Here is a 14,041-nt window from a genome sequence, read left to right as displayed (position 1 = left end):
TTAACTATGAATTAGTTTGGGCTTATAGTAATCGAAAGATTACTCGTCGTCACCTTTTTTACCGCCAGATTGGAACTTAGCGATGATGCCTTCAGCCACGTTACGTGGTGTTTCAGCGTATTTAGCGAATTCCATAGAATAAGTCGCACGACCTTGAGACATAGAACGCATTTGAGTCGCGTAACCAAACATCTCAGCAAGTGGAACTTCAGCTTTAATTGCTTTAGTACCGCCAGGAAGATCGTCCATACCTTGAACCATACCACGACGACGGTTTAAGTCACCCATGATATCGCCCATGTAGTCTTCTGGAGTTTCTACTTCAACTTTCATGATAGGCTCAAGAAGAACAGGATCTGCTTTCATGAAACCATCACGGAATGCGTAAGAACCTGCCATTTTGAACGATAATTCGTCAGAATCGACATCATGGTAAGAACCGTCGAACAATGTAGCTTTGATGCCAACAACTGGGTAACCAGCTAGGACACCATTCTTCATACGTTCTTGGATACCTTTGTCTACAGCACCGAAGAATTCTTTAGGTACTACACCACCTACAACTTCTTCAGCGAATTCGTATTCTTTACCAGCATCTTCAGCAAGCGGTTCTAAACGTACGTATACGTGACCGAACTTACCTTTACCACCAGTTTGACGTACGAATTTACCTTCTTGCTCAACAGTCTTTTTGATTGTTTCGCGGTAAGCAACCATTGGTTTACCAATGTTCGCTTCAACGTTAAATTCACGTTTCATACGGTCAACAATAATGTCAAGGTGAAGCTCACCCATACCAGAAATAATTGTTTGACCAGATTCTTCGTCAGTACGTACGCGGAATGAAGGGTCTTCTTTCGCTAAACGGCCAAGAGCGATAGACATTTTCTCTTGGTCAGCTTTAGTTTTAGGTTCAACCGCAAGCGCAATTACTGGCTCTGGGAATTCCATACGTTCAAGAGTGATGATGTGTTTTTCATCACAAAGTGTATCACCAGTTGTAACGTCTTTAAGACCTACACACGCAGCAATGTCACCAGCACGGATTTCTTCAACGTCTTGACGTTCGTTCGCGTGCATTTGCACGATACGACCGATACGTTCACGCTTAGATTTAACTGGGTTATAAACCGAGTCACCTTGCTTAAGAACACCTGAGTAAACACGTACGAAAGTCAAGTTACCTACGAATTTGTCGTTCATGATTTTGAACGCAAGCGCAGAGAACGGAGCTTCGTCAGAAGATTCACGTGAGCCTTCAGTTTCGTCTTTGTCGTCAAGGATACCCTTGATCGCTTCAACGTCAGTCGGCGCAGGTAAGAATTCAATTACAGCATCCAACATACGTTGAACACCTTTGTTTTTGAACGCTGAACCACAAAGCATTGGCTGGATTTCGCAAGCCAAAGTTTGAGCACGGATACCAGCAACGATGTCTTCTTTAGAAAGATCACCTTCTTCTAGGTATTTGTCCATTAACTCTTCAGAAGCTTCAGCAGCTGCTTCTACAAGGTTAGTACGCCATTCTTGAGCTGTTTCAACTAGATCAGCTGGAATGTCGCCGTATTCAAATTTCATACCTTGAGAAGCTTCGTCCCAGATGATTGACTTCATTTCGATTAAGTCAACAACACCTTGGAAGTTATCTTCAGCGCCAACTGGAATCACAACTGGTACAGGGTGCGCACCAAGACGTGTTTTCATTTGTTCAACAACACGGAAGAAGTTTGCACCTGTACGGTCCATCTTGTTCACGAATGCTAAACGAGGCACTTTATATTTGTTTGCTTGACGCCATACAGTTTCTGACTGAGGTTGTACACCACCTACAGCACAGTAAACCATGCACGCACCATCAAGAACACGCATAGAACGTTCAACTTCAACTGTGAAGTCAACGTGTCCCGGGGTGTCAATTACGTTGATGCGGTGTTCTTTAAACTGTTGGCTCATGCCAGACCAGAATGTAGTTGTCGCAGCAGAAGTAATGGTAATACCACGTTCTTGCTCTTGCTCCATCCAGTCCATTGTTGCTGCACCGTCGTGTACTTCACCGATTTTGTGAGATACACCTGTGTAGAACAAGATACGTTCTGAAGTTGTAGTTTTACCAGCATCAATGTGCGCTGAAATACCAATGTTACGGTACTGAGAAATTGGGGTTTTACGAGCCATGATTTCTAGCATTCCTAAATTTTGTTGTTAAAACAGGACGCTTTAAGCTGCATAGCAACTTAAAGCGATTCGATGACAGAACAGTGACAACCGCTCAACCACCCTCCTGAATAGGGGCTGTTTTATCCGCTTAGAAACGGTAGTGAGAGAAGGCTTTGTTGGCTTCAGCCATACGATGCACATCTTCACGTTTTTTGATCGCTGCGCCTTTACCTTCAGCTGCATCAAGCAACTCGCCAGCAAGACGTAAAGCCATAGTTTTTTCAGAACGCTTAGCAGCAGCATCTACTAACCAACGCATAGCCAAGGCAGTACGACGGGATGGGCGTACTTCCATAGGCACTTGGTATGTAGCACCACCAACACGGCGTGCTTTTACTTCGACCATAGGACGAACTTTTTCAAGAGTAGTCTCGAAAAATTCAACTGGGTCTACTTTAGATTTTTCTTGAACGCGGTCTAAAGCACCGTAAACGATACTTTCAGCAATAGATTTTTTACCATCTTGCATTACGTGGTTCATGAATTTAGCGATTGTTTGGCTGCTGAACTTAGGATCCGGAAGGATTTCACGGGCAGCAACTACGCGACGTCTTGGCATTTTAATACACCTAATAAATATGACACTTCAGGTTATTCCAGCAGGTGCACAAAGTGTCATGTGCTTTCGCTGGCCTTACTATACGTCGCTTGGAATTTTCACAAAAAATGCAGAAATCAGACAAGCGAGACGATAAAGGATTGCAGTTCTAACGAACTAAGAAGTTAATCTTTTCAGATTATTTCTTAGGACGTTTAGCACCGTATTTAGAACGAGACTGGTTACGATCTTTAACACCAGCACAGTCTAAAGAACCACGAACGGTATGGTAACGTACACCTGGTAAATCTTTAACACGACCACCACGGATAAGAACAACACTGTGCTCTTGTAGGTTATGGCCTTCACCACCGATGTAGCTAGAAACTTCAAAACCTGAAGTTAAGCGAACACGGCAAACTTTACGCATTGCTGAGTTAGGTTTTTTAGGTGTAGTTGTGTAAACACGTGTACAAACACCACGACGTTGTGGACAAGCCTTCAACGCAGGAACTTTAGATTTTTCAACTAAAGTTGTACGACCCTTACGGATCAACTGATTTGTTGTTGCCATTTGGCAATTCTCCCGTTAATAAAAAGCCCCAAAAAATACTACTTTTTGAGGGCATGCAATTGTAAGCGAAGACTTAAAATTGGTCAACAATATACGATCATCGAAAACATTTATTCATCATGATTTGCGCAATTTTTCACCCACAAATAAATAGTTTATTTTTCAGAAGAATCTGCTGATTTTTTTGTAACTTTATCTACGGCTGCTGTTTTGGCTTTACGCGGCTTAGTTTTGGGTGCAGCTTTTTCCACTGGGACATCCTCCTGCTGTACAGATTCCAACACATCAAACTCATCTTTTTCAGCTAAAGCAGGTTTTTGCGCAGCCCCGGGTGCATGAGGCTCAACAACTTTCTCCGCAAGTGCCTCCAAACCTTCTGAGACTTTTTGTTCCTGCTCTACTTCCACTTCAGCTGCATCAGAGTTTTTAACTTGTGCTTTTTTAGTGACTTTTACTGCGCGGATACTCTCATGACCTGTAACATCTATGGTCTCATCTAGTACAGGCTCAGCCAAATCAATATCTTTCGCCTTAATACCTTCTAGTAATTTAGGTGTTGCTTGAGCAAGCAACTCAAGAGAACGCTCATAGGCATGTAAAGGTGACAAGCTAATATCCTGATGCTGCAAAATATATTGGCGCGCATTTGAAAAGACTTGCTGTGCCTTCTGATTCACTTCATCCACCAAACGGCGACTATACACCACACTTACACCAACACTTGCCACAGGAGATAATCGTGATAGCTGATTTAACAATGAAACTTTTGGCATTTGATTGAGCCATGCCCACTTAAACTGACCATTTTCATCTAGTACATATTTCTTCAATGCTGCTGCATCAGTATCTGAACCCACCAATTGCTGCAACTGATGCAAATCACTATTTTGTAGCGTACTACTCAGAGCTTTTATTGCCATAAGCAAAGTTTGTTTTTCTGCAATTAAACTCAGGTCGACCTGTTTAAAAATAAACTGAACGATATCTTGATCACTTTCTTTACTTAAGTCGAAACCATAAGAACGTCCAACTTGATAAATCACTCGTAAAGTCATAATCAGTGAAGCAGGGATATCAATACTTGAACCGATAACACCTGTCGCACCTGTTAAAGCCCCTTGAATTGAAGCAATCCATTTATTTTGCTCGCCTAAGGCCTGACTAATGCGGCGTGAACGATCGACATCTTGTGTCAACTCTTCTAAATCACGTACGCCAGCTTCATCAAGCACTGCATCTACAGATGAAATATCCGAACTAAAATGATTCAATCGATCAAAAAGATAGTCAGAAATCTTGTCGCTAAATTGAGGGGCAACAAAATTAGCCACATTATTTACGGTATTAAAATGTCGACCGAATAATTGTCTAGAAACATTCGGAACATGTTCACGCAGAATTTGCTGCGGATTATCATATTTTTTCACATCAAATACGCTCATCTGACGTGACTGACCTTCCAAGGTTTGACCATTCTTTTGTGGCTGAATGACCTTAGTTACAGATTCGGGTGCAACATGATTGATAATAGACACCCCTGTAGAACTGAGCTTTTTAGCCACTCCAAAGGCGTTTGAGAGCAGACCAGCCGTTGGTTTATTATTCGTTTTCGCCATTCCCTACCCCATTCAGACTATTCTTGAAATTCTTGATAAATACTAGGTGTAGTCAAACTTTATCACAACTTGAATATGTATCTTTAAGTTAAGTTTTTTGCTGCATCGTTGCAAATTAGCTCAGTCAAAAATAGGCATAGGATTTGCCATAAGAATTCAAAAAGCTTTCTGCTATCATTATTCCAATCAAATTATATGAGTTCGTCTATTTAGAAAGTTTCCTTCGTATACTTTCAATAGCTTGCTCACACACTACCTATAAAGGATCTGTAGATGAAACGTGTTGTAATCACTGGTATGGGCATCAACTCATGCATTGGTAATACATTAGAAGATGTCACTCATTCTTTGCAAAACGGGATTTCTGGAACACGTTTCAACCCAAGTTATGCTGAACTTAATTTCAAAAGTCATGTCAGTGCGGCTGCAGAACAAAACTTTGACGGTATTGACCGCCGTTTAAAACGCTTTATGGGCGTATGCGCAATGTATGCATACAACTCAGCTTTGGCTGCGGTAGAAAATGCAGGCTTAACAGCAGAACAAATTGGCGGTAATCCACGTTACGGTATTGCGGGTGGTTCAGGTGGTGGTTCAACTGCATCTGTTGTTGAAATGAAAGAACTTCTAGACACCAAAGGTGCACGTAAAGTTGGGCCATTCTTTGTACCACGTAACATGACCAACACCATTACCGCAAACGTGGGTGTGGCATTTAAAATGCAAGGTATTGCACATACGATTACTAGCGCATGCGCAACATCTGCAGATGCCATTGGTTATGCATACAATTTGATTCAATTAGGCAAACAGGACTTAATGCTTGCCGGTGGTGGTGAAGAGGACCATTGGTCACAAAGTCTTTTATTTGATGCAATGGGCGCACTTTGTTCAAAATACAATGACACCCCTGAAACTGCTTCCCGACCTTACTCTGCTGACCGTGACGGTTTCGTGATCGCAGGTGGTGGTGGCTTCGTTGTACTAGAATCTCTTGAACATGCTCAAGCACGTGGCGCAAACATTTTGGCTGAAGTTGTCGGCTATGCAGCAAACTCTGATGGTGCTGACATGGTTGCACCATCGGGCGAAGGTGCGACGCGTTGTATCCTTATGGCTTTAGAAGAAGCTAAACAACATGGTGTAGATACCATCGACTATGTTAATACACATGGTACATCTACTCCGGCTGGTGATGTTACTGAACTTAAAGCGATGGAACGTGCTTTCGGCGAAGGACAAGTTCCTCCGCTCAGCTCGACTAAATCAATGACAGGTCACAGCCTCGGTGCTGCAGGTGTACAAGAAGCGATTTACTCTATTTTGATGATGCAAAATGACTTTATTGCACCAAACATCAACGTGACTGAACTTGATGAAGGTGCAAAACCTTTTGATATCGTACTTGAAAAACGTGATGCAAAATTGAATACTGTGATGAGTAACAGTTTTGGTTTTGGCGGTGTAAACGCTTGCCTCGTTTTCAAAAAATGGGAAGCTTAATATAAAGTTTGCTGCTTTGGCGCTTCGGTGCCAAAGCACACACCCACCGCCCTTTTAAGGGTCAATATATGGATGCTCCATCAGATGCTTTCCTCTGGGTCAAAGCATTGCATATCATCGCAGTTGTTTGCTGGTTCGCAGCGCTATTTTATCTCCCTCGCCTTTTTGTCTACCATGCTATGAGTGAAGATACTACCAGTCATCAGCGCTTTCAAATCATGGAACGCAAGCTATATCGCGGCATTATGTGGCCCGCAATGATTGCTACACTGATCACGGCGCACTTCCTCGTCGATTGGGGTGATGCAACTCGACACTACCATGAAGCGCTTTGGTTCTACCTAAAAGTTGGATTAGTTGGACTATTGGTGATTTATCATTTTGTATGTGGTTATTACCGTAAAAAGCTTATCGAAAATGCACATTATAAATCGCATAAGTTCTGGCGTTATTTTAATGAAATGCCCACTTTGATTTTATTTGCAGTGATCATTTTAGTGGTCGTGAAGCCAAGCTTCTAAACGACTGTAAAAAAGCCCCTACTCATTGGGGCTTTTTTATTTCTATACCAAAATGTTTATATACAAAAACTACAACTGCACACAGCTATCTAAAATATTCCAATTGTGTGCTCTAAATTGCTCACGCGGATACGGCACCTCAGCACACAGCATACCCTCCTTCTTAAAGAAACGTCGGCCGTGGCTATTTTGATTCAACTGCGTTAAATCAGTCGCACCCTGATTCAACAAATTAAAAATCATAATTCGATCATTCAAAATGTGCCCTGCAAGCACATAGCGCTCCCAAGGCACCCCCTCTATATTGGACAAAGTATTGCCCAAATAGTTTTTGATATGCCAAGATGAATACTGTCCCTGTTTTTGACCAGCCTGCATCCTAAACGAATCATAAGAAAGCTCAGATAGCTGTGCCGCCTCTTCATATTGCTTAAACAATTGATTTGCAGTTTGATTTGGCAAATACAACCAATACATAAACGAGGTATTCCAGTCCGATAATTGCTGCACCTGCTTCAACACCGCATATACGCCATAGGCTTCCAATTGCGCTGCTGAGCGCAAACTTAACTGACTGGCACTTAAAGGCTCTAAATAAACAACTTGTCCAGTCTTTAATTGCTCATTACGTATAATTCGAACATAACGTGCCAGCCAGCTTTGAATCAGCATCCTTTCAACCAATGAGATCGGGCGCTCAAGCATCTGCTGCAATCTTTGATATTCAGCCATATATGCATCCAGCTTATCCTCTTTATTTAACGCAATATTGATCTGATAAAGGATCGCCAACTGATTTAAATATTTAAAGTCTGGATATGCGGAATTGCTCGGCATACTTAAACTGCGGTATTGGTCTGCATGCTGCAACCATGTGTTAAAGCGCTGCAACGGCACCTTTTCTTGCTGTATCAGCGCACCGAGCACCTGATGATGCTCAACAACAAATGCGCTAGCTGCCTTAGGATCATCGACCAGCAATTGCTGAAACTCCGCAACTAAATTCGTCTGTTCTTCTGACCACTTTTCACGTGTTAGCTTCGCATTCAATGGCTGGCCCAATACATTCTGATGCTCTTGCCCCAACAAACTAAATGCCCAATCTTGATGATAACGATAGCGCCCAACATTCAATGCCGAAAACCGATCTGCGGCATTCAGCCCAAGCAAGTTAAAATACAGCTCTTGTGTGTAATTTGAATGATAAGAAATTTCAGACTGCTGCCACTTGAGCACCCGAGGATCAATACGCTCATCCCACCGCAGCCAAAGACAAAAACACACAACAACTGCAAGCAACAGCAAGAAAATAAAGATGATTTTTTGTTTCATTGATTTCTTATTTTGAATTATTTCAGCCGCATTATATTCAACTTCACCATTCACGCATACAAAAAAAAGCCATCACAAGATGGCTTTTTTTACTTTAAACACAAATATTTATGCAGGAATACGAAGCACCTGACCTGGGAAAATGTCATCGGCATTTTTTAGCAAAGGACGGTTTGCTTCAAAAATTTTATTGTATTGATTTGCATCACCATAAAATTCTTTAGAAATCTTAGAAAGATTATCGCCTGATTTAACTGTATAAAATTTACTTTCAGGTTCTGGCGTTGCTACAGTCAACTGATCATCCACTTGCGCCACATGATCAATATTCCCTACCGCCAAGATAATCTTTTCACGATCTGCTTGGCTTTGCACCTGACCTTTCACTGTTGCTAGATCTGAAGTCCCGTTATAACTCACAGACAAGCCAGTTACAGGTAAGCCCAGTGCTTTGATATGACCCAATAACTTATTGGCAATTTCTTGTGCAGATGGTTCAGAAGGTGTTGCTGGCGCTGCCTGAGGTTCTGCAGGCGCTGTATTTTTTTTACCAATTCCTTTTACAAAATCAAAAAGACCCATGTTTTTCTCCGTTGTTTTTACTGTTTTAAATAATTTAACTATTGTTCAAACTCTATTTTTATAGCTAAAAAATAACCGCTTTTGAGTTGTTGTTGGTGACAGAAACGTAAGCTAATGTAAAAACAAAATATTCAGCATAAAAAAAGCCACCGAATGGTGGCTTTTTAAATCAGCATCGCTGAAATCTAAAATTAACCTAGTTTCTTAGAAACATAGTCAATTGCAGATTGTACAGTAGTGATTTCGTTTGAATCTTCATCAGGAATAGTGATGTCGAAATCGTTTTCGAAAGACATAACTAATTCAACTAGGTCTAGAGAGTCTGCACCTAAGTCATCCATGAAAGAAGCTTCGTTTTTGATCTCGTCTGCTTTAAGACCAAGTTGTTCAGCTACTGCTTGTTTTACGCGTTGTTCGATATCGCTCACAGGAATTCTCCTCATTGCTTGTGGCGTTTTTAATGCCGTTAGTTTAATTGAATCTAAATCGTTTTGAAAGTTTATACTTGAGCGCTTAGCTCATGTATAAACCACCATTTACATGTAATACAGTTCCGGTAATGTAACTTGCCTTTTCAGAAGCAAGAAAACTTACGGCATTTGCGATATCTTGCGGCTCACCTAAACGGTTTAAAGCCACTTGATCACTCATCTTTTTACGAATTTCTTCGCTTAACTGTTCTGTCATTTCTGTTGCAATAAAGCCCGGAGCCACTGCATTTACAGTGATTTGGCGGCTTCCCATCTCTTTTGCAAGGCTGCGACCAAAGGCCTCAACCCCTGCTTTTGCAGCAGAATAATTTGCTTGTCCTGGGTTAGCAAAATGTGCAACCACAGAACTAATATTAATAATTCGGCCAAAACGTGCTTTGGTCATACCCTTTAAAACACGTTTAGAAAGTCGATAAACGGCTTTCAAATGAATGTTGAGAATGTCATCCCAATCATCTTCTGACATACGAAGTAACAAATTATCTTTGGTAATACCAGCATTGTTCACCAAAACCAATACAGAACCAAAGTTTTGCTCAATGTCTGATACCAATGCATCAATTGCAGTTGCATCACGTACATCTAAAACTCTACCCGCACCTTTTTCAGCAAAAGCTGCAGATAATTTTTCCGCACCCGCTTCTGAAGTTGCAGTACCTACAACAAAATAACCGTCTTGAATCAATTGCTGAGCAATTGCTGCTCCAATCCCTCGGCTCGCACCTGTTACTAAAGCAACTTTGCGTTCTTGTGTCATGCAATTTTCCCTTCTGCCACTAAAATGGCATTCAGTGCATCTTCCATACGACCTTTCGTGTCGAGTGGGAATGCTTTTTCAATATTTGGCAAACGTTTTGCGAGATTCGCAAGGACATTACCCGGACCACATTCAGCAATGTACTGAATACCTTGGTCTTGCAAATACTGCATGGTCTTTGTCCACTGTACAGATTGGTATAACTGTGCAGTTAACGCCTGACGTAATTGCGCTACATCAGTCGCGATTTCAGCGCCTACATTTTGTATTACAGGTATAGTAGGCAGCTCAATGGCAGTTTGTTCCAATGCTGTCGCAAACTGTTCAGCAGCAGGTTTCATCAATGCACAATGCGATGGCACAGAAACCGGAAGTGCAATTGCCTTACCGCCATTTTCCTTAGCAGCAGCCATAACCGCTTCAACCATGGCTTTATCACCCGCAATGACAACTTGACCTTGTGCATTGTAGTTTGCAGCATCTACTGAACCTGGGCCTTCTGCTTGAGCACAAAGTTCAATGACTTTGGCATCATCTAGACCCAAAATTGCCGCCATTGCACCTTGACCTTCAGGTACAGCACTTTGCATCAACTGACCACGTAGGTTCACCAGTTTAACGGCATCACCTAGGCTCATCGCTCCCGCAGCAACCAAGGCGCTGTATTCACCTAATGAGTGACCTGCAAGGTATTTCGGTGCAACACCACCTAACTCTAACCACACACGCCATAAAGCAATACTGGCAGTCAGTAGTACAGGTTGAGTAAATTCTGTTTGGTTTAACCCTTCACCACTTTGCGCAATTTGCCAAAGATCAAAGCCAACTACTTCTGATGCTTCTGCAAATGTTGCTTGCACACTACTAAACTGTTCTGCAAGTTCAGCGAGCATGCCGACTTTCTGTGACCCTTGACCCGGAAACACGAATGCAGTTTTAGTAGCTTGAGCTGCTTGCTCGAGTTGTTTAGCAGACATAAAAAAATCCTTTATCAAGACTGGTGAATTTATGCTATTTGGACATTTATTCAACACAATCCCATGTAAGCTTGTTTCAGGGACGGAAATTTAACACTTAATTTTTGTCTTGGTAATTGCCAAATGCAACAAAAAATCGGTACAAAAAAAGGGAGCTTAACGCTCCCATTTTTTCTACTAAGCTTGACGCTTAATACATCACCAATTATTCAGCAGATGCTTTAGCGAATAATTGACGACCACGGTAGATACCATCTTTAGATACGTGGTGACGACGGTGAGTCTCGCCAGTAGCTTGGTCTACAGTTAATGCATTCTCGGTTAAAGCGTCATGTGAACGGCGCATGTCACGGCGAGAGCGACTTTTACGGTTTTGCTGAACGGCCATGATGGCTCCTTACAAAGATCGAAAAAATGGATCAGAACAAATTCGATTGTCTTATACTCAAGAGTATAACACAAAAATTAGTTAAGTTTACCCTTCAAACCTGCCAAAACATCAAACGGGTTGTCCCGTTTTTCTTCAACAAGCTCTTCAGCGGCAGGTTGATGCTTATGTTCACAAGCGTCGTGCTTAGGTGACAAAGGCATCAACAATAACAATTCATCCTCTATCAGTGAGAGTAAATCAGCAGTCGCAGGTGCATCATATGAACCTTTGGTTGTTGCTTCACTTTCACCTAAAACGATGAAATCAGCATCCTCATCCAAGCGCTCTATCAGTGACTCGTCATCTACAAGAGCTAGATGAAAACTTAAAACAAGTGGAATCTCAACAGTATCCAGACAACGCTGGCATTCCATTGGAACATTTGTTTCAACATGACCATCTAGCCATACAATGCGATGATAAGCATCCATTGATAGCTTACAGTCTATGTTAATCAATTGATCATCAATTGATCCAACAGCTTCACGAGCAATACGAACAAAGCGAGATAATGGCAGTGTTCCTGACCATTTAAAGCCCTGTTCAGCCCATTTAAACGGCTCAATCTGTGCCGGAAAGGTATTTGCTGACATAATTAAGGCGGCAATTCTACAAATTCATCAGTACTCTGTCAAAGATTAAGATACAATTTTGTACTTATTTAGACAGACCATTTGGGTAACTTAAGTTATGCATCTGTTGCAGCCGCAAACAGAAGTGAATGTTTCATCACTTATGAGCACAATTTCAACGCTTGATTCTGACATTTCAACCGACCAAGTGCAACTCTCGGCTTGGGAGAAACTTTCCACAGAAACAGAACACGTCGAATGGCTCATCTTACACTTTAATCATTGGTTTTCCCACCTGAATGTGTGCTTAGTGAAAGGTGACTGTGAGCCCGAGTACTTTCCTGCCGATTCAAACGGCCCTGCCCGTATTCAATTTGCTCATGGTTATTTCAATAGCGCCTTGCATGAAATTAGTCATTGGACTATTGCTGGTGATCAACGCCGTTTACTTCCTGATTTAGGCTATTGGTATGCACCAGATGGTCGCAGCAAAGAGCAACAAGCCCTCTTTGAACAGGTAGAAATTAAGCCGCAAGCGATCGAATGGTTATTTGCCAAAGCCTTTGGACGTAAGTTTCGTGTATCACTCGATAACCTCACTGGTGAAGGAGGAGATGGCAGCAGCTTTAAAGATAATGTCTATGCACAATTACAGGCTTATTTTAAAGGCGAAGCCAAACTTCCACGCGATGCTTGGCGCTTTATCCAATGCATTTGCCACTGTACACGTGCTGGCAAAATGTTACAGGCGAATGAATTTCAACGTGAAATGCTTGATTAAATTATACAATTTGACTGCATTTCACATTGCACAAAGCGAATAGACCGCGACATAATGTCTAGAGCTTTTAATAATAAGAGGAAAACGACATGTTGCATTTAAGAATACATCCGGAAAATCCTCAGCCCCGTTTAATTACGCAAGCCGTTGAACGGATTCGTGCCGGCGATGTGGTGGTTTATCCTACAGATGCCGCCTATGCCATCGGTTGCCAGATTGGGAACAAAAATGCCATGGAACGCATTGCCCAAATTCGTCAGCTCGATGCTAAACATCAATATGCGATTATTTGTGCAGATTTATCTGACATTGCCACGTATGCCAAAGTCGATAATGCCATGTATCGTTTATTGAAAAATAACACCCCTGCGGTCACTACCTTTATTTTGCCTGCGACCAGTGAAGTTCCTCGCCGTTTAATGCATCCTAAAAAGAAAACCATTGGACTACGCATTCCGAGCAACCCGATTTGCCAATTATTACTCAAAGAACTCGGTGAGCCTTTATTAACATCGACCTTAATTTTACCTGGCCAAAAAGAACCGATTGATGATCCTTATGAAATTGAACTGCAAATCGGCAAACGCATAGATGTATTGATTGATGGCGGTTTAGGTACTTTGAATACCACTAGCGTTGTAAACCTTGCAGGTGAATACCCTGAAGTGATTCGCCGTGGTGTCGGTGATGTCAGTGCCTTTGAATAGCATGTACTGTTAAATACATGCTGTTACCGATCAGAGGCACAGCATGTAAAGGTCATCTGCTCAAAGCGCGGTTAAATTACCTTTCGATAAAGGAATCGACCTGATGACTTTATTTCAGATTTTACTCAAGCTCCAAAATGCGACAGACCTCAGTGTCTCCGAGCAAAGCAGTCTTAATCATCTTGCTATATATGCCACTGAGCCTTGGACTTTAGAATCCACGGCTCAACTAAGGGCAAAAGATGAAAATTTAATTTCACCAATAGCGACAACACAGCCGCAAATTTTTCATTATTTTCTGCATGCATCAACGGTCAAATCGCTGTTTAAACGTAGAGCTAATCAAAATCTCTGCTCGCAAGCGCAGTGCCAACTCATCATCGAATTTGCACTTGAACAAAGGGTCTTACCAACAGGCTCAAAACCTTGATAGTGTGCTTTTC

The 14,041-nt window shown here is 41.9% G+C and carries 16 protein-coding genes; 5 read left to right on the top strand and 11 right to left on the bottom strand.

What is annotated here, in order from left to right; all coding sequences use genetic code 11:
- Positions 1 to 39 precede the first annotated feature (39 nt).
- The 4 genes from fusA to FTU17_RS04380 all read right to left on the bottom strand — a co-directional run bounded on the left by fusA (position 40) and on the right by FTU17_RS04380 (position 4,945).
- Positions 40 to 2,175: an elongation factor G gene (gene fusA, locus FTU17_RS04395; protein ID WP_168379594.1), complete on the bottom strand. Its 2,136-nt coding sequence runs from the start codon at positions 2,173 to 2,175 to the stop codon at positions 40 to 42.
- 130 nt (positions 2,176 to 2,305) lie between these two features.
- Positions 2,306 to 2,776 (bottom strand): 30S ribosomal protein S7, encoded by a 471-nt coding sequence (gene rpsG, locus FTU17_RS04390; protein WP_005011815.1) that lies wholly within the window; start codon positions 2,774 to 2,776, stop codon positions 2,306 to 2,308.
- A 178-nt stretch (positions 2,777 to 2,954) separates the two neighbouring features.
- On the bottom strand, positions 2,955 to 3,329 hold the full coding sequence (gene rpsL, locus FTU17_RS04385) for a 30S ribosomal protein S12 (protein ID WP_000246374.1): 375 nt from the start codon (positions 3,327 to 3,329) through the stop codon (positions 2,955 to 2,957).
- 155 nt (positions 3,330 to 3,484) lie between these two features.
- A complete protein-coding gene (locus tag FTU17_RS04380; protein ID WP_180134766.1) occupies positions 3,485 to 4,945 on the bottom strand; it encodes an EcsC family protein in 1,461 nt (486 codons plus the stop codon).
- A 273-nt stretch (positions 4,946 to 5,218) separates the two neighbouring features.
- Here FTU17_RS04380 and FTU17_RS04375 point away from each other — a divergent pair, with 273 nt between their 5' ends.
- Together FTU17_RS04375 and hemJ are read left to right on the top strand one after the other, a co-directional pair.
- Positions 5,219 to 6,448, top strand: a complete 1,230-nt coding sequence (locus FTU17_RS04375) for a beta-ketoacyl synthase N-terminal-like domain-containing protein (protein ID WP_111885033.1) — start codon at positions 5,219 to 5,221, stop codon at positions 6,446 to 6,448.
- A gap of 68 nt (positions 6,449 to 6,516) precedes the next feature.
- A complete protein-coding gene (hemJ, locus tag FTU17_RS04370; protein WP_180105702.1) occupies positions 6,517 to 6,969 on the top strand; it encodes a protoporphyrinogen oxidase HemJ in 453 nt (150 codons plus the stop codon).
- Between the two features lie 69 nt (positions 6,970 to 7,038).
- Here the strand turns inward: hemJ and FTU17_RS04365 are convergent, their stop codons facing one another.
- The 7 genes from FTU17_RS04365 to FTU17_RS04335 all read right to left on the bottom strand — a co-directional run bounded on the left by FTU17_RS04365 (position 7,039) and on the right by FTU17_RS04335 (position 12,131).
- Positions 7,039 to 8,301, bottom strand: a complete 1,263-nt coding sequence (locus tag FTU17_RS04365) for a hypothetical protein (protein WP_180134765.1) — start codon at positions 8,299 to 8,301, stop codon at positions 7,039 to 7,041.
- 108 nt (positions 8,302 to 8,409) lie between these two features.
- Positions 8,410 to 8,883, bottom strand: a complete 474-nt coding sequence (gene lysM / locus FTU17_RS04360) for a peptidoglycan-binding protein LysM (RefSeq protein ID WP_180008199.1) — start codon at positions 8,881 to 8,883, stop codon at positions 8,410 to 8,412.
- A 191-nt stretch (positions 8,884 to 9,074) separates the two neighbouring features.
- Positions 9,075 to 9,311, bottom strand: a complete 237-nt coding sequence (gene acpP, locus FTU17_RS04355) for an acyl carrier protein (protein ID WP_078190054.1) — start codon at positions 9,309 to 9,311, stop codon at positions 9,075 to 9,077.
- A gap of 85 nt (positions 9,312 to 9,396) precedes the next feature.
- Complete coding sequence (gene fabG / locus FTU17_RS04350) at positions 9,397 to 10,131, bottom strand: 3-oxoacyl-ACP reductase FabG (protein ID WP_180063866.1); 735 nt, start codon at positions 10,129 to 10,131, stop codon at positions 9,397 to 9,399.
- On the bottom strand, positions 10,128 to 11,108 hold the full coding sequence (gene fabD, locus FTU17_RS04345; protein WP_180059475.1) for an ACP S-malonyltransferase: 981 nt from the start codon (positions 11,106 to 11,108) through the stop codon (positions 10,128 to 10,130). The genes fabG and fabD overlap by 4 nt, the downstream gene beginning before the upstream one ends.
- 205 nt (positions 11,109 to 11,313) lie before the next feature.
- Positions 11,314 to 11,496 (bottom strand): 50S ribosomal protein L32, encoded by a 183-nt coding sequence (gene rpmF, locus FTU17_RS04340; protein WP_004279227.1) that lies wholly within the window; start codon positions 11,494 to 11,496, stop codon positions 11,314 to 11,316.
- A gap of 77 nt (positions 11,497 to 11,573) precedes the next feature.
- Complete coding sequence (locus FTU17_RS04335; protein ID WP_078190057.1) at positions 11,574 to 12,131, bottom strand: DUF177 domain-containing protein; 558 nt, start codon at positions 12,129 to 12,131, stop codon at positions 11,574 to 11,576.
- A 97-nt stretch (positions 12,132 to 12,228) separates the two neighbouring features.
- Here FTU17_RS04335 and FTU17_RS04330 point away from each other — a divergent pair, with 97 nt between their 5' ends.
- From FTU17_RS04330 to FTU17_RS04320, 3 genes are all read left to right on the top strand, one after another.
- Positions 12,229 to 12,891 (top strand): elongation factor P hydroxylase, encoded by a 663-nt coding sequence (locus tag FTU17_RS04330; RefSeq protein WP_180134764.1) that lies wholly within the window; start codon positions 12,229 to 12,231, stop codon positions 12,889 to 12,891.
- 89 nt (positions 12,892 to 12,980) lie between these two features.
- Positions 12,981 to 13,598, top strand: a complete 618-nt coding sequence (locus tag FTU17_RS04325; protein ID WP_078190059.1) for an L-threonylcarbamoyladenylate synthase — start codon at positions 12,981 to 12,983, stop codon at positions 13,596 to 13,598.
- Positions 13,599 to 13,701: 103 nt separating this feature from the next.
- Positions 13,702 to 14,028 carry a hypothetical protein gene (locus FTU17_RS04320; protein WP_180134763.1) on the top strand — a complete coding sequence of 109 codons (327 nt, stop codon included), beginning with the start codon at positions 13,702 to 13,704 and terminating at the stop codon, positions 14,026 to 14,028.
- The last annotated feature ends 13 nt before the right edge of the window (positions 14,029 to 14,041 follow it).

It is taken from the genome of Acinetobacter sp. YH12070 (assembly GCF_013419625.1).
Taxonomy (GTDB): Bacteria; Pseudomonadota; Gammaproteobacteria; order Pseudomonadales; family Moraxellaceae; genus Acinetobacter; species Acinetobacter amyesii.
The sequence above is the reverse complement of the archived record's forward strand: the minus strand, read 5'-3'. Positions and strand labels throughout refer to the sequence as shown.